The organism is Nocardia cyriacigeorgica NBRC 100375 (assembly GCF_000308555.1).
Taxonomy (GTDB): Bacteria; Actinomycetota; Actinomycetes; order Mycobacteriales; family Mycobacteriaceae; genus Nocardia; species Nocardia cyriacigeorgica.
Genome location: NZ_BAFY01000048.1, coordinates 1 through 15,948, shown reverse-complemented (window position 1 = coordinate 15,948; position 15,948 = coordinate 1). Strand labels below are relative to the sequence as shown.

Genomic DNA, 15,948 nt, shown 5'->3' with positions numbered 1-15,948 from the left:
CCAGCAGATCCTGCCGATCCAGCTTCTCCGGCAGCATCCGAACCTTCGGCGCATGACGCCCGGGCGTCATAGCCGCGAGCTGCTGCACCGCGTTCGCCACACCATTGCTGAGGTCCTGCGGATCCGAGCTGCCGTCCACCCGTGGTAGCGCGGTCAGCATATGCAGGTTCTCCGGTGTCATACCGCGCCCCGGTCGGCCCTGGGGTACCAGAGCCGCGATTTTGCGGCCGAAGTCTGAGTCGGCCGGGTCACCGAGGCGCAGCTCGAGGCGGGTGCCGATCTGGTCCTTCAGTGCCGGACGCGCTTCCATCCAGCGAGACAACGCGATCACGACGTGGACGCCGTAGGACAGACCCTGCACGGCGAGGTTCATGATGGGCTGTTCCAGCGAGTCGAAGTCCTGACGGATCGAGCCGAAACCATCGATCACCAGGAAGGCGTCGCCGAACGGGTCCTCGTGGGCGCCTGCGGCGGCGGGGCTGCTGGATGGATCCATCGCGCGCAGGCGGCGGAACTCGGCCATCGATTCGATGCCCAGCTGACGGAAGCGAAGTTCGCGCTGCCGGACGATCGTGGTCATTTCGGCGACGGTTCGGCGGACCTTGTCTTCGTCCAGACGACCCGCCACCGAACCCACGTGCGGCATGCCTTCGAGGCTGGCCAAGGTGCCGCCGCCGAAGTCGAGGCAGTAGAACTGCACCTGTTCGGCGGTGTGGGTCAGCGACATCGACATGATCAGGGTGCGCAGCATGGTCGACTTGCCGGACTGGGGGCCGCCGACGACGGCGACGTTGCCTCGGGAGCCGGACAGGTCGACCACCAGGGGGTCGCGGCGCTGATCATAGGGGCGGTCGACGATGCCGATGGGGGCGCGCAGGGTGGCCACGGCGGCGTATTCGCCGGTGAGGATCGAGCGCGGGACCAGCTGGTCGAGGGTGGGGGCCTCGTCGAGCGGCGGGAGCCAGATCTCGTGCGCGGGACGGCCGTGGCCGCGGATGCGCTGCACGAGCATGCCGATATTGGACAGCTGTTCTCCGTCTTCGCCGGCCTGGGGTTCCGGATCGTCGGTGGGCTCGGGTGGCAGCGGAATGCGGTCGGCGCTGCGGAAATCGACGTGACCGGCCTCGAATGGCCTTGCACGCACGTCGATTTCACCGGCCTGGGTGGCGATGGTCATGTCCCGCTGGGAGCCACCACCGACGTACGGCCCGGAGACGTAGGACGCCTGGAAGCGCACGATCTCGCCGGAGTCGGACTTGAGGTAACCGCCACCGGGGCTGTTGGGCAGGTTGTAGGCGTCGGGGACACCGAGCACCTGACGGGATTCGTTGGCGGAGAAGGTCTTCAGACCGATTCGGTAGGAGAGGTGGCTCTCCAGGCCCTTGAGCTTGCCCTCTTCGAGGCGCTGCGAGGCGAGCAGCAGATGCACGTGCAGTGAGCGGCCGAGGCGGCCGATCATCACGAACAGCTCCGCGAAATCCGGATGCTGGGTGAGCAGTTCGGAGAACTCGTCGAGCACCACGAACAGCGCGGGCAGCGGGTCGAGGTCGGCGCCGGCGGCGCGGGCCTTCTCGTATTCGGAGACGTTGGCGAAGTTACCGGCCTGGCGCAGCACTTCCTGGCGGCGGTTCATCTCACCGGCCAGGGCGTCGCGCATACGGTCGACGAGGTCGGCCTCGTCTTCGAGGTTGGTGATGACGGCGGCGACGTGCGGGACGTCTTCGAAGCCCAGGAACGTCGCACCACCCTTGAAGTCGACCAGAACCAGGTTCAGCTGGTCGGGCGAATGGGTGGCCAGCAGGCTCAGCACCAGGGTGCGCAGGAATTCGGATTTACCGGAACCGGTCGCACCGATGCACAGACCATGCGGGCCCATACCGCTTTCGGCGGCTTCCTTGATGTCGAGCACCACGGGCAGACCGTCGGCGCCGACACCGAACGGGACACGGAGCCGCTCGCGGCCGTAGCGGGGACGCCAGGCGTGCTCGGGGTTGAAGGTACCGATATCGCCGAGGTTCATCAGCTGGGCCCAGCTGGAGATGACTTCGGTGTCGTCGACCTCGACGTCGCTGCTGCGCTGGGTCGCGGCCCGGAACGGCGCCAGCCTGCGGGCCACCTGCTGGGCCTGCTCGGGGCTGATCCGGTCGATCATCGCGAAGCGTTCCTGATTACCGGTGGCACCGCGGCCGACGCATTCACCGTTCTCGACGATCATCTTGATGCCGCGCGAAACGGCAAGGCGCGGAGCGTAACCGCACAGGTCGATGATCGTGACGCCCTCATAGCCGGATTCGCGGAGCTGATCTTCCTCCGACTCCAGCAGACCGCCGTCGACAACGATGACGATGTGCACCAGGTTCGGGTTGGCCGGCTGGTTGCGCGAGTAGCGGACTCGATTGGCCAGCAGCGGCTGCAAGCCGGTGGCCGCCTCACGGATGGAGCTGTAGAACATGCGCTGGGTGCCGATGCCGTCCTGGGCATCGGGATGCTGCGAATGCGGCAGCCACTTCGTCCAGTCCCATTCCGAGGCGGTGTCCGGACCGCACACCACCGCGATCAGCACCTGGTCGGGACCGTGAAACATGGCCAGCTGCAACAACATCGCGCGCGTCATGTCGCGAGCCTGGCCGCGATCACCGTCGAGTGCGATGGTGGCGAAGCCCTTGACCGCGATCGCCGTCGGCAGATCCGGAACCGTGGAATGCGCACGAACGAAGCGGCGCAGCGAAACCGCTGCGATCGGCTCCAGCTCTTCGACGGGGCCGGTTTCCGGAGCGATCAGCCGGGTGGCCAGGCGCTGGCCGCCGATGCCGATGCGCGCGTGGCAGAAGTCTTTGTCACCGGCGCGGCGCTCCCACATCCGGCTGGTGCCGGCGAGCATCCAGATCAGGCCGGGTTCGGGGTGGCTCCATTCGACCGCGGCACGCTGCTGGGTGGCGGTCTCGTCGACGTCTTTGCGGACCTGGTCGAGATAGCGCAGGTAATCCTTGCGATCCTCGTTGGCCTCGGCGGCCTTCTGGCCCTTGCCGCCGCCCTGACCGGCGAACATGCCGACCATGGAGAACAGCATCATGACCGGGAACATCATGGTCATCGGGTTCGACAGCATGCCGCCACCCTGAGTGAACATCAGGGCCATCATTCCGACCATGCCGATGACCATCACGACCGGCATCAGCTTCATGAGCAGATTGCCCGGCGTCACCCGGGGGATCTCGGGAGGCGGCTGCAGGGTGACCTCGCCACCCGGCGTCCGCGGCATCTCCCGGCGTGCGCGCCGCTGAAACCGGACTGTGCTCATAAGACGAGAATTCCCCCTCTTGGCCTGCGGTGTTCGGGCCTCAGTGTAGAGGCAACCGCCGACATGTCGTACAGTTCGACCAGCATTCTGCTGCCCGGACCCATGGGTTCGCAAGCTCCGCTCGGGCCCGCGGAGTGCGGAAAACACGAGGTAGCGACCGAGTTGGGGGAGCCTTGACGCACGCGCGACTTGACCACATCGAGGAGGAATCCTCACGCGGCATCGTCCGCGCACCTGACCTGACCAGGGTTACCATTCTGGCAAAACATACCCAGGTGGACATGGCCATCCCGGTGGATGTACCGGTCGCTCTGGTGATTCCGAGCGTGGTCGACATGGTCGCCCAGCACAGCCGCACCAATGATTTCGACAATGAGGGTGAACGCTTCGAGCCGGCCGAATGGGTGCTCGCCCGCATCGGACACCCGCCGTTCTCCAACTCGCTGAGCCTGGGTGAGCACGGCGTCCGCGACGGCGAACTGCTGATGCTGGAGAGTGCGGCCCATACCGCGCCCACACCGCTGTTCGACGACATCATGTACAACGTCGCGATCGCCGACGCCGACCATTTCAAGGGCTGGACGCCGAAAACCGCGCGGATCACCGGCTCGATCCTCGCCGCGGTCACCATGCTCGCCGGATGTGTCGGCCTGCTCGCCGCTCCCGACGCGATGGCGGGGTGGATCACCGGCTCCATCGCGCTGGGCGTGACGATCCTGCTCGTCGTAGCGGGCATGGTGCTGAGCCGGATGTACGGCGACACCGCCACCGCGCTCGTACTCGGCGGGTGTGCGCTGCCGACCGCTTTCACCTCGGGCATGCTCATCGTCCCCGACCACTACGGCTGGGCGAATTTCCTGCTCGGCTCGGTGCTGCTCGGTGCGACCGCGATCCTGGCCTGGCGCGTCACCGGTGTCGGGCTCGGCCTGTTCATCGGCGCGAGTGCGCTCGCGGTCTATGCCGTTCCCGCCTCGCTCGTCGGCTTGCTGACCGACCAGCCGGTGCGCGCGATCGGAGCGGTCGCCGCCGCCCTCGGCCTCGCGGGATTGTCGCTGGCGCCGCGAGTTTCGATGTTGCTGTCGAAGCTGCCGTTGCCGCCGGTGCCCTCGCCCGGCACCCCGATCGACCCCACCGAGGACGACCCCGACGACCACCGCGCGCTGCCGACGATGGAAGTGCTGCGCGCCAAGTCCGAACGGGCCCGCATGTACCTGAGCGGCCTGGTCTCGGCGACCACCCTGGTCACCGCGGTCGGTGCGCTGGCGGCCACCGACCCCACCGGTGAGGGCTACTACTGGCAGGGCATCGCACTGGCGCTGGTATGCGCCGTGGTGCTGATGTTCCGCAGCCGCACCTACGCGGGCGCCGAACAGGCTGTCGTATTGATCGCGGGCGGTGCGGCGATCGTGCTGATCATGTTGATCGGCATGAGCTTCGTCGCGGAACTGCCACTGGCGGTGTTCGGTGCCGCGATGGCCATGCTGATCGCCGCGCTGATTCTCGGCATCATCATCCCGAACCAGTCGGCGACGCCGCCGATGCGTCGCGCCGTCGAATTGCTCGAATACGCGTTCGTCGCGGCCGTGCTGCCCCTGGTCTTCTGGGTGGCCTCGCTCTACTCCCTCGTTCGCGGGCTGTGAACGGGCGCCTTCGCGTCACGGCCGCCGCCCTGACGCTGGGTTTCAGCGCCTCGTTCGGGTTGAGCTTGGGCCAAGGCGTCGCGTATGCGGATCGGCCGCCGCCGATCGATATGGGGAGATTGCCCGCCGGGGATCCTGCGGTGCCGCCGGAACCGACCGAGCAGAAGTCGAATACGCCGTGCGCGAGCACGCAGCGGGGTGGGGACGGACCGACCATCCCTGGACCGCAACGGGCGCTCGACCTGCCACATGCCTGGAAATTCTCCCGCGGGGCAGGCCAGACCATCGCGGTCATCGATACCGGTGTCACTCCGCATCCACGGCTGCCGGGGCTGATGCCCGGCGGGGACTATGTCGCCGCGGGAGGCGACGGTCTTCAAGACTGCGACGCCCACGGCACGGTTGTGGCCGGCCTGATCGCGGCCAGTCAAGTTGACGGACAAGGCTTTTCGGGCGTTGCCCCCGACGCACGGATCCTGTCGATCCGGCAGACCAGTAGCAAGTTCCAGAAGAAGGGTCGTTCCACCGAGCAGCGGCCGGAGGATCCGCCGGATGGATACGGCAATATCGATGCACTCGCCTCTGCCGTACGCCGCGCCGCAGATCGCGGCGTATCGGTGATCAATATTTCCCTGGTTCTGTGTGTGCCGGGATCGCACAATCCCGCGGACTCGGCACTCGGGGCGGCACTTCGTTATGCGACGGTGGAAAAGAACGTCGTGGTGGTGGCCGCCGCGGGAAACAAGGACCAGACCTCCAAGTGCGGGGCGGGGAATCCGGACATCGACCCGCTCGACCCGACCGCCGACCTGTGGGAAAACCTGTCCACCAATGTCACCCCGGCACGCTACGACGATTACGTGCTGACGGTCGGCTCGATCGGACCGGACGGTCAACCGTCGGACTTCACGGTGCCCGGGCCGTGGGTGGATATCGCGGCGCCCGGCGAGGGAATCGTCTCCCTGGACACGCTGACCGACGGGACGATCGTCGCCAAGGGCGACGCGGATAAGATCACCACCTTGCAAGGCACCAGCTTTGCCGCCCCGTATGTTTCAGGTGTCGTCGCCCTGGTCCGGTCTCGTTTCCCGCATCTGACCGCACAGGAAGTCATCAAACGCCTACAGGCCACCGCCCATGCTCCCGCAGAGGGGTGGAACCCCTTTATCGGTTACGGCGCGGTGGATCCCGTCGCGGCCCTCACCAACGAGGTCCCCGACACCCCGTTGCAGGCCAAGCAGCCGAGCCCCGCCAAGAGCATCCAGCTACCGGTCCCCGCTCCCCCGCCCCCGCCGGACCATCTGGCGCGCAATGTGGCGTTGATCGGCACCGGAATCATCGGCGGCACATTGGTTCTCGGCTACCTGGCCTCGTTCCCGATTCGCCGCCGATTCGGTGTGCGGGAGGACTGAGAGCGCCGAGGCCCCGGCCAATACACCCTGACCAGACGAATGCGGCCCGTCGGAATGACGGGCCGCATTCGTTTACCTGTGTCGCCGATACGTCGAGTCGCAAGGCGCTGATACTCAGTCCTGACGCTCGATCAGCGAAAGGCATAGGCGGCCACCGTCATCCGGCAGCCGCCGACCTCACTTCCCGGCCGCGACCGGCTGTTGCGCCGGTGACGGGTCCGGCGCGACGCCGTCGTGGGCCACCATGGCCTCTTCGCGGCCGAGGCTCGGGCCGTTGGCGAGGAGGCCGACGATGGGCCAGGGGGCGGGTTCGGGGGTTTCGGGCAGGCCGAGGGCCTTGACGGCGTCGGCGTTCTTGATGCCGTAGCGGACACCGGTGTCGGCCACGTAGAACAAGGAGTCCTTGCGGCGGCTGTCTGGTTCGATACCGGTGGTCTGGACGTAGGCGCCGGAACCCGGTGGGATGTAGGCGGAGTCGGCGTTGGGGCCGGAGCCGTCGGCCTGGGCCAGCGGGACCAGTTTGGCCTTTTCCGACATCGGCAGGGTGATGCCGATGATCACCGTCAGTTCGGCCTGATTACCCGAATCCTCGGTCGCCGAGGTGATCGGCTTCCAGGACAGGCAGCTCACCGGCTGGTCCTTGGCTTCGACGATCGACGGTGCGGTGACCGGGTAGTCGTCCACCCGCAGGGCATTGGAGACGTCGGCCCTGGTGCGCACGGTCTGGTTGATGGTGGTGTCGCCGGTGGGCTGCGGGTTGGAGTTGCGGATGATGTCGGCCGTCAGCGGCGAGATCCGCTGCAAGCCGTCACGCAAGACCACGTAGTTCTCGGCCTCGTCGGCGGTGGAGACCTGGACGACCGTGCCGATGCGGAAATCGCCGATCGGCTTGTCCGGTATGCCACCCGGATCCACGATCTGCGGCGGCTTGATCTCGAGTACTTCGGGAATCGCGTTCAGCAGGCCCTCACTGATCGGGCGCGGGGTCATCCCGGTGATGTTCAGTGCGTCGGTGACGGCGCGGTCGGTCATGTCGACGCGGGCGCGTTTGCGGTCGTACACCAGGTAGGCGGCGTCATCGCCCTGCACGAGCAGCGCCTTGTCCGCACCCATCACCGAGGCCTTGTCACCCAGCTCGGGATCACCGGCCAGCACGGAGGTGGTGAGGTCGCGGCCGCCGTCCATCTTCATGGAATCGCACACCGACCAGGCGCGGCCCTTGCCGTCCTTGTCGAAGTTCAGTACACCGGGCGCACCGGGGATGCCGATCAGCGGCCCGCGGGCCTTCTTGCCGAGCTCGGATTCCTTGACGATGACGGCCTTGGGCGCGTCACCTGCGGCAAGACGCGCCGAGGCCAGATTCAGCGCGGGATGGACGACGTCGTTGAGGACGACGTACACCGCACCGGATTCCTTGCCGATCAGGATCTTGTTGTCGCCGATTTTGTCCTGCGGGCGTAGCAGGGCCAGCACACCGCAGCCGGCCAGCACCACGATGCCGAGGATGAGCCCGGCGGCGTAGGCGCGCGACTGGGAGCGCATGGGATCGTGCAGCATTCGCACGTCCCGGCGCACCAAGGCATGCTCCATCCGGCGCACCAGGAAGCGGTAACCGCTCACCTGCCAGCGCGTAGTGGGTTTTGAAGGCATGATTCCTCCCCCGAACAGTGCTCGCGTCCGCGGAACACAGTACAGTTCCCGGGGACTCTTGTTCAGCTCGGCCACACCGGAAGCGGCCGATACGGGTACTTGGGGGACGACGATGGCCGAACCTGCCGGCGCAGGACCGCGCCCGCTGCTGGGTCGCATCTCGCTGCGCAATCTGATGATCGCGCAATTCGTTGGGCTCGTCGCGGGTGCGATCGCGCTGCTGGCCGGGCTCGGCGTCTGGCCCGCGGTCGGTATCGGTGTGGTGGCCGGGTTGATTCCGTTGATTCCGGTCGGGCGGCGGGTGCTGCTGGATTGGATCGGCACCGGCGTCGGCTATCTCATCCAGCGCGATTACGAGATCGGCGACACCGTCGACTTCCGCGGCCCCGACGGACGTTCGCTCGGCCTGTACTGGGATGGCAGCCGGGTGGTGACCGTCGTCGAGGTGCTCGCTCCCAAGGGCGGGCTGACCCGCATCGCCCGCACCACCGTGCACGCCTCGCATCTGCTGCCGCTGCCGGAGCTGGCGCAGTGCCTGACCCAGCACGACATCCTGCTCAGCGGCATCGACATCATCAGCCACGGCCACCGCAGCCGCGCAGGCACGCCGGCGGGCAAGATCTACGAATCACTGCTCGGCCCGCTGCCCGCCACCGCCCACCGCACGGTGTGGCTCGCCATCAGCTTCGACGCGGTGGCCTGCCCCGGCGCGGCCGAACGGCGCGGCGGCGGTAACGAGGGCGCGTCCCGTGCGGTCACCATCGCCACGCAGCGGATCATGCGCGCGCTCGAAGACGCCGACTGCAATGCCCGAATTCTCACCGCCCCGGAAATCCGCAAGGCCGTTCTGCAGATCACCGCCGGTTACGATCCGCGCACCCTGACCCAGCGCTGGCGGTATGCCGAGCTGGGCAACAGCGTCAATATCGGTGGGGCGGTCGATCCGACGAAGCTCGGCTCGGATCTGCTGGCCCAGCTGTGGGTGGCCCCCTCACGCGGCACCACGGTTGCCGTCCGGTTGCGCCCCGGTAGCAGCGCCGATTCGGTGAATATCGGTGCGGCCTGGCGTTTGACGGCGCGTGAGCTGCCCGAACGCACCAAGCACGAGGGCATGGTGTCGATGAACGGCAGGCACCGCGATGGCCTGCTCGCGCATCTGCCGATCGGCATCCCCGACGTGGACGACACCGTCCCGATGTCGGAGTACCCGATCGATGTGATCGGCGCGCTGCACCTGCCGTCCTCGGGCTGCGGCCAGCTGATCGGCTCCGACGACGAGGGCAACGGTGTCGCGGTCCGCATCATCGGCGCGGGCATCTCGACGGTATACGTCGCCGGTGAGCTCTACCTCGCGCAGCAGCTGGTGTTCCGTGCGCTCGCCGTCGGCGAGCGGATCCTGATCCGCACCGACCGCGCGCACGCCTGGGAGAACCTGGTGACCACGATCGGCAATCCGGAGCGACTGACCATCGCGGTGGAAACCCACCAGTCCGACGCCGGATTCACCGCGACCGTGGTCGACGGCGTGCTCGCTCCGGCTCCGCACGCCGGTGTCACCACCATCTATGTGACCGGCGATCCGATGGGCTGGCCCGCGACCAAGCCGGATCTGTCGATCCAGCAGCCGGGCGCTATCGGCAACCATGTGGTGCTGCGTACCGGCACCGCGCAGGTCGATCTGACGCTGGTGTCGATCCCGCGCGAGGCCACCTACATCGGGCAGCCGCGCGGGCGCCGCGCCATGGCGCACCAGTAACGCACCGGCAGGGCTCGAGCTACGCCGAGCCGATCACCCCGGATACGGATCCGACACCCGGGCAGCCCGCAAAGTTCTTCCCCACCAGGACAATTGGCCGAGCATGCGTTCAGCCGCGTCGATGGCGGCGCCGTCCTGGGTCTGCCCGTGCGCGTCGAACTTCTTCTTGGCCTGGTGAAAGCTCACTGTCTCGCGCACCGACACCATGTGGATCTCGGCCACCACCTGACGCAGCTGCTCCACCGCGCGCAGCCCGCCCGACAGACCGCCGTACGCGACGAACCCGATCGGCTTGGCCCGCCACTCGTGTTTGGCGCTGTCGAGGGCTGTTTTCAACGAAGCCGGATAGCCGTGGTTGTACTCGGAAGTGACGGCGACGAACGCGTCGGCGGCGGCGAGTCTAGCCCGGAACCGCTGCACCTCGGGTGTTTCGGTGAGGTCGACGGCCAGCGGGGTGTCGATGAGATCGATGACACCGACATCGAATTCCGGACGGTCGCGCGCAGTGCGCAGGAACCAATCGGCGACCACCGGGGCGAACCGTTCCGGTCGCACACTGGCGACGATGACCTCGAGCCGCAACGGGGTGGTGGTGTCCACGGCGCGAGCCTATACCGCAGCCGTCAGGGCAGGTCGAACGGCAATGAGACACCGGCGTGCACCCGGCAGCGGGTGCAGGTGTCGGCCCCGTCGACGGCGCCGATCGCGCGCCGGATCAGGGCCTTGAACGGGGTGATGTTCTTTTCGAACTCGGCGAAGACGTCGGTGGCGTGCACACCGTCGCCTTCCTCCAGGCCGGCGTCCAGATCGGTCACCAGAGCGACCGCGGCGTAACACATTTCCAGTTCCCGGGCGAGCACGGCTTCGGGATGGCCGGTCATGTTCACCAGTTCCCAGCCCTGGGCGGCGAACCAGCGGCTCTCCGCGCGGGTGGAGAATCGCGGCCCCTGCACCACGACCATGGTGCCCGAGTCCCGCATCGGCAGCGCGTCGGTTGCCGCGCCGATGGCGGCGGTGCGCAATTCGTCGCAGTACGGGTCGGCGAAGGAGACGTGCACCCCGCCGGCGTCGAAGAAGGTCTGCGGACGCCCGGAGGTGCGGTCGACCAACTGGTCCGGAACCGCGACCGTCCCCGGCGCCCAGTCGGCACGCAGGCTGCCCACCGCGCAGGGCGCGAAGATCCGGCGTACGCCCAGCGACCGCAACGCCCACACATTCGCCTGATAGGGCAGGGTGTGCGGGGAGTACTCATGCCGTTTGCCGTGGCGCGGCAGGAACGCGACCGGCCTGCCCTCGACCTCCCCGATCGCGACCGGTGCGCTCGGTGCACCGTAGGGTGTGTCGACCTCGACGGCCACCGCCTCGTGATCGAAGAAGTCGTAGAAGCCGCTTCCGCCGATGACGGCGATCGCGGGCCTGGCATGCGAGCTCATGGCGACGATTGTGCCGCCCAGGCCGCTCGCCGGCGCCGGGAGGTGGCCGATTCGGCCGCTCACCTGACAATTCCCGCCGAGCGGTGTACCCTAGGGGGGTATTGAAGACCAGGCCGCCGACCCGGCAGGCAACGAGGAGGCAGTCGGTGACACCAAGCCCGTCGCAGAACAGCGACCACACCACGCACGACCATTCCGCCCACGGCTACATCACCGCCAAGGACGATTACCTCAAACGGCTACGCCGCATCGAGGGTCAGGCGCGCGGCCTGCAACGCATGGTCGAAGAGGAAAAATACTGCATCGACATCCTCACCCAGGTCTCCGCGATGACCAAAGCCCTGCAAGCGGTGGCCATGGGCCTGCTCGAAGACCACATCAGCCACTGCGTGGTCGATGCGGCGGTGGCAGGTGGCCCGGAAGCCGACGCCAAGATCAAGGAAGCCACCGACGCGATCGCGCGGATGGTGCGTTCCTGACCGCTCAGCCGTGCCAGCGCCGGTAGACCTGCGCGGCACCGGGATGGAGCGGGACGGTTCCGGTGCCGATGAGAAACCGCCCATCCAGGAACTGCGTGCCCGCGGCCTCGGCGGGCACCAGCTCATCGGCATGCCAGACCAGCAGCTCGACAATGGCGGCGGCGGCCTCGTCGGGCAGGGTCGCGGCCGCGAGCAGCAGGTTCGCGACTCCGATGGTGTGCACCGCCGGGCTGCCCGGGTAGGCATCGGCGGGGATGGCGACCAGGTCGTAGACGGGACCGTACTGTTCCCGCATAGGTTCTGCCAGTGCACCCAGGTCCAGCAATCGCATCCGGTCCGGCACGGCGAGCGCACCGGTCGGCACCCCACCGGCCCACAGCAGCGCATCGATCGCGCCGTCGGTCAGCGCCTTGGCGGCCTCGCGTAGCGGGCGATGCTCCACGATGACGTCGACCGCCGGATCCAGCCCGGCGCTCGCCAGCAGCCGCGGGCCGGTCACCGCCGCACCCGACCCCTCGGCCCCCAGATTGACCCGCCGTCCCCGGAGATCGGCGACCTGGCGGATCGGCCCGTCGGTGCGCACCGCCAGCTGCAGATAGTTCTCGTACACCCGGCCCAGCGCGAGCACGCGCCCGCCGTTGTCGCCCGCCGAATCCGCCAGCGCCAGCGCCGTTTCGACCTGCCCGTTGGCGAGCAGGCGCAGATTCTGTTGTGAGCCCGCGGTTTCCACCGGTTCGATGCGGATCACGTCGGAATCGTTCGCGGCAGCGGCGGCCAGCAGGCGAGCGAAGGCGAAGTAGAATCCGCCGTCCTCGCCGGAAGCCAGACCGACCGTGCTGCGGTCGCCGGTGCCGCAAGCCGCGACGCTCACGGACGCGAGCACGGCCAATGTCAGGGCGCGGCGCCTGGAGATCAGCGGTCGGTTCATCGGAACACCGCCATCGGCCGGAGTTCGCCCAGTTCGGATCGGTACATCGCCCTCGGCCGGAGGGCGCACCGCTCGATTCGGAACATCGTCATCCACCGGCGGGCCCCTGGCCCGAGCACAGCACAGCCGATTGCCTTCGGCCCGAAGGTAGCCGGTGCCGGGGCTCGGCGTATCAGTGCGTTCATCGGCGCACCGCCGGCAGCCGGATGACGACGGCGAGGCCGTGCGGCAGGACCGGTTCCACCGTCAAGGTGCCGCCCCTGGCCTTGGCCAGGGCATGGGCGATCGACAGGCCGAGACCGGTGCCGCCGGCCGTCGCACCTGATCCGCGGTAGAACCGCGCGGTGAGCTTGTCGATCTCGGCCGGATCCACCCCCGCGCCGTCATCGCGAACCCGCACGATCACCGAGCCCGCTTCGGTCAGCACATCGACGACGGTGTGCGCGCCGGGGCCTGCGTATCGGCACGAATTGCTCAGTGCCACATCGAGTATCTGTGCCAGCGCCGCCGCGCTGATCGCTGCGGCATGTGCGTAATCGCGCCCGCCCGAGTCCCGATCCTCCCCCGCGAGCGCGCCGACCTGCGCGCGTCCCATCGCCGCCGACGGCCCTTGAGCGAGTGCACCTGTCCGCTGGGCTGCGGAACTGTTGCCGACGGGGTCGCGGGTGGGGCCGGCGGCAGAATCGCAAGCGGGACCGACGGCTGTTACATCGCCGGGTTCGGCGGTCCATCGCTCTCCCAGCGCGCTGGTTCGCCCGGCCGCGCCGCCCTGCGCGTCAGCGACCCGACCGCCGGCTGTCAACGTCATCCCGGCCTCGGCGAACGCCGCTGACCAGGAGTCGATTCGATCGGCCACCACTTCGATGGCGTCACAGCGCTCCTCGGCCGACGCGGCCGTACCGAACGCGGCGGGTGCCTCCGCGACGGCCAGCTCGAGCAGCGCGTCCAGCAGGGCGGTCAGGCGGTCGACTTCGGCGCTCGCGCCGCGAAAGGTCGCCGACGCGCTCTCGGGGATCGCCGCCTCGAGCGAGTCGAGCCGAATTGTCAGTGCCGCCAGGGGGTTACGCATGGCGTGGGCGGTGTCGGCGACCAGTTGACGTTGTGCGTCCGCGGAGTCGGCGACCGCGGCGGCCATGGCATCGACCGATTCGGCCAGCGCGCGAACTTCCGGCGGGCCGCCGTATCGCCGGGTGATCGGTGCCGCTCCCGGCTCGACAGGGGCCTCTTGCGGCTCACTCGGCTGCACGCCGGCAGACCCACCTGCGGCCGCGCCTCCCCCGCCGCGCTGCGGTTCCGATATCGCCGGTTCGTTGCGCACGCCCGCGCATTTCTGCGGCGCGGGCGGGCCGGATCCGGCTCGGTCCGCAGGCTGGTGCGCCTCCGGCCGTGGCCTCGGCAAGGTCGCGGTGAGTTCGGCGACCGCGTCCGACATCGCCGCCAGCGGCCGCAGCACCCAACGGCTCACCACCAGTGCCAGCAGCACGAACACCACCATCGCACCCACCGCGCCCACCGCGATCACCGCCCACACCCGGGCGATCGCGGCGCGCGCCTCGGCGGTGGACGCCTCGATCACCACAGCGCCGTTGACCTGCACGCCCGAGCCGACGGGACGCGCGATGAGCATGACCGGGGCGCTCCACGGCGTCAACCGATCCACCTGCTGCGGACGCTGATTACGGCGCGCGGCCGCCACCGCCGCCATGATCCGCGGATCGCGCACATCGACCCCGGCATTGACGACCGGCGCCCCGCGCGCGTCGACCACCAGCACGTTCTCTCCGTAGAGCTCGTGGTAGCGCCCGACCTCATCGGCCAGTGCCTGCACTCCGCCCGCGGAACTTGCCGCGTCGGCCAACGTGGCGAAACGGTCCGCATCACCGGAGCGGCCGAGCACCAGTTGCTGGGTACGGCTGGTCGCGGCGGTCAACGACAGCGGCACCGCGAAGGCCAGCACCGCGAAGGCCGCGAAGACGGTGAGAACGATCAGCAGTCGGCGGCGCACACCGGCCTCCTGCTCGGCGGCGGACCGCCGCTGTACCCCCAACTCGCGCACCGGCTCTCCAGCGGACGCCATCGCCTCACGACGCCGACCAGCAGACGGCAGCGCATGCCGGCCGCCCGATCGGCGGCGGACAACAGCTGCACCCCCGACTCGCACACCGGTTGTTCAGCGGCCGAGGTAGCCGCACCACGAGGCCGATCAGCTGCGGCGTCGATCCGTGCCACCAGACCGGAAACCGGCCGACCCGATCCCGGCAGCCCCGGCGCCCCCGGGGAACGGATGCCCGCCCTTACTCGCCCCACCGGTACCCGTACCCGCGAATGGTGGTGATCAGTCCCGGCCGGTTCAGTTTCGCCCGCAAGCCGGTCATATGGACATCCAGCGACCGCGAGACCGCGACGAACGCGTCACCCCAGATCCGGTCCATCAATTGCTGCCTGCTCACCGCCGAACCCGGCCGTTCCACCAGTACCTCGACCAGCTCGAATTCCTTCTGGGTGAGCGGGATCGGGGTGCCGGCGACTTCCACCACCCTGGCCCGCAGGTCCACCCGAACGTCACCGGTCACCACCTCGGTCCGCGCCTGCTTCGCCACCGCGGCCGCTCGGCGCATCACCGTCTCCAGGCGCGCCATCAACTCCGCGATCCGAGGCGGCTTGACCACGTAGTCGTCGGCGCCGCCGCGCAATCCGCGCACGATCGAACGCTCATCACTGCGCGCGGTCAGGATCAGCACCGGCACCGCACTGACCTCACGCAGCTGCCGCAGCACCTGCAGGCCGTCGGCGTCGGGCAGGCCGAGATCGAGCAGGACGGCGTCGTAGTCGCGGTGGGCGATCAGCAGATCGGCGCCGCGGCGCATGCGATCGGCCCGGTAGCCGCGCGCCGTGAGCGCTTCCACCAGGGCATCGCCTACGCCGTCGTCGTCCTCGACCACCGCAAGCCGCACGCGCCGATCCTCCCATAGCGGCAGGATCGGCGCGGGCACCGGACGGTCAGGCACGAACGGCGACCGTCTCCCGTTCCGGCTCGGCTGTTCCGGTCTCGACGGCGGTTTCGGCGTCGATGGTGGATTCGGTCGAGGTCTCCCGCATGAAGTAGTAGGTGAGCAGCGAGATGGCGATACAGCCGGCGACGTAGAAGAAGTACAGCGACTCCAGGCCCGCCTTCTTCAACGCGAGCGCGATCATCTCGGCGGTGCCGCCGAAGATCGCGACCGTCAGGGCGTACGGCAGGCCGACACCGAGCGCACGGATCTTGGTCGGGAACAGCTCGGCCTTCACGATCGCGTTGATCGAGGTGTAGCCGGTGATGATGATCAGCGCGGTCATCATCAGGCCGAAC

General features: G+C 68.5%; 11 protein-coding genes and 1 pseudogene. 4 read left to right on the top strand and 8 right to left on the bottom strand.

Features of this window, described 5'->3' with window-relative positions:
- A partial coding sequence (locus RJ05_RS04335) for a type VII secretion protein EccC (RefSeq protein WP_036533373.1) occupies nt 1-3,301 on the bottom strand: 3,301 nt, incomplete at its 3' end.
- A 134-nt stretch (nt 3,302-3,435) separates the two neighbouring features.
- Between RJ05_RS04335 and eccD the strand changes: the two genes are divergently transcribed.
- Together eccD and mycP are read left to right on the top strand one after the other, a co-directional pair.
- Nucleotides 3,436-4,941, top strand: coding sequence for a type VII secretion integral membrane protein EccD (gene eccD, locus RJ05_RS04330; RefSeq protein ID WP_255220915.1), 1,506 nt, complete (start codon nt 3,436-3,438; stop codon nt 4,939-4,941).
- Nucleotides 4,942-5,081: 140 nt separating this feature from the next.
- On the top strand, nt 5,082-6,353 hold the full coding sequence (mycP, locus tag RJ05_RS04325; protein WP_249040562.1) for a type VII secretion-associated serine protease mycosin: 1,272 nt from the start codon (nt 5,082-5,084) through the stop codon (nt 6,351-6,353).
- Nucleotides 6,354-6,530: 177 nt separating this feature from the next.
- On the opposite strand, the gene eccB is transcribed toward mycP, so the two are convergent.
- Complete coding sequence (eccB, locus tag RJ05_RS04320; RefSeq protein ID WP_081597164.1) at nt 6,531-8,003, bottom strand: type VII secretion protein EccB; 1,473 nt, start codon at nt 8,001-8,003, stop codon at nt 6,531-6,533.
- 112 nt (nt 8,004-8,115) lie between these two features.
- Here eccB and eccE point away from each other — a divergent pair, with 112 nt between their 5' ends.
- Nucleotides 8,116-9,759, top strand: a complete 1,644-nt coding sequence (eccE, locus tag RJ05_RS04315) for a type VII secretion protein EccE (RefSeq protein WP_051016221.1) — start codon at nt 8,116-8,118, stop codon at nt 9,757-9,759.
- 33 nt (nt 9,760-9,792) lie between these two features.
- Here the strand turns inward: eccE and RJ05_RS04310 are convergent, their stop codons facing one another.
- Nucleotides 9,793-10,359 carry an NADPH-dependent FMN reductase gene (locus RJ05_RS04310; protein WP_036533354.1) on the bottom strand — a complete coding sequence of 189 codons (567 nt, stop codon included), beginning with the start codon at nt 10,357-10,359 and terminating at the stop codon, nt 9,793-9,795.
- A gap of 23 nt (nt 10,360-10,382) precedes the next feature.
- Nucleotides 10,383-11,192 carry an S-methyl-5'-thioadenosine phosphorylase gene (locus tag RJ05_RS04305; RefSeq protein WP_036533367.1) on the bottom strand — a complete coding sequence of 270 codons (810 nt, stop codon included), beginning with the start codon at nt 11,190-11,192 and terminating at the stop codon, nt 10,383-10,385.
- A 146-nt stretch (nt 11,193-11,338) separates the two neighbouring features.
- Between RJ05_RS04305 and RJ05_RS04300 the strand changes: the two genes are divergently transcribed.
- Nucleotides 11,339-11,671: a metal-sensitive transcriptional regulator gene (locus RJ05_RS04300; RefSeq protein ID WP_036533351.1), complete on the top strand. Its 333-nt coding sequence runs from the start codon at nt 11,339-11,341 to the stop codon at nt 11,669-11,671.
- 4 nt (nt 11,672-11,675) lie between these two features.
- On the opposite strand, the gene RJ05_RS04295 is transcribed toward RJ05_RS04300, so the two are convergent.
- The 4 genes and pseudogenes from RJ05_RS04295 to RJ05_RS04280 all read right to left on the bottom strand — a co-directional run.
- Nucleotides 11,676-12,599: a TAXI family TRAP transporter solute-binding subunit gene (locus RJ05_RS04295; RefSeq protein ID WP_081597162.1), complete on the bottom strand. Its 924-nt coding sequence runs from the start codon at nt 12,597-12,599 to the stop codon at nt 11,676-11,678.
- Nucleotides 12,600-12,780: 181 nt separating this feature from the next.
- Entirely contained in the window at nt 12,781-14,655 is a 1,875-nt protein-coding gene (locus RJ05_RS04290) for an ATP-binding protein (RefSeq protein WP_249040563.1), read from the bottom strand.
- 238 nt (nt 14,656-14,893) lie between these two features.
- Nucleotides 14,894-15,553: a response regulator transcription factor gene (locus RJ05_RS04285; protein WP_036533359.1), complete on the bottom strand. Its 660-nt coding sequence runs from the start codon at nt 15,551-15,553 to the stop codon at nt 14,894-14,896.
- A 46-nt stretch (nt 15,554-15,599) separates the two neighbouring features.
- A pseudogene (locus tag RJ05_RS04280) lies at nt 15,600-15,948 on the bottom strand (alpha-ketoglutarate transporter); the annotation flags it as partial.

Excerpts from the sequence above, each read along its gene's own strand:
- RJ05_RS04295 (WP_081597162.1), bottom strand. The coding sequence starts at position 12,599 with ATGAACCGACCGCTGATCTCCAGGCGCCGCGCCCTGACATTGGCCGTG.
- eccE (WP_051016221.1), top strand. The coding sequence starts at position 8,116 with ATGGCCGAACCTGCCGGCGCAGGACCGCGCCCGCTGCTGGGTCGCATC.
- eccB (WP_081597164.1), bottom strand. The coding sequence starts at position 8,003 with ATGCCTTCAAAACCCACTACGCGCTGGCAGGTGAGCGGTTACCGCTTC.
- RJ05_RS04305 (WP_036533367.1), bottom strand. The coding sequence starts at position 11,192 with ATGAGCTCGCATGCCAGGCCCGCGATCGCCGTCATCGGCGGAAGCGGC.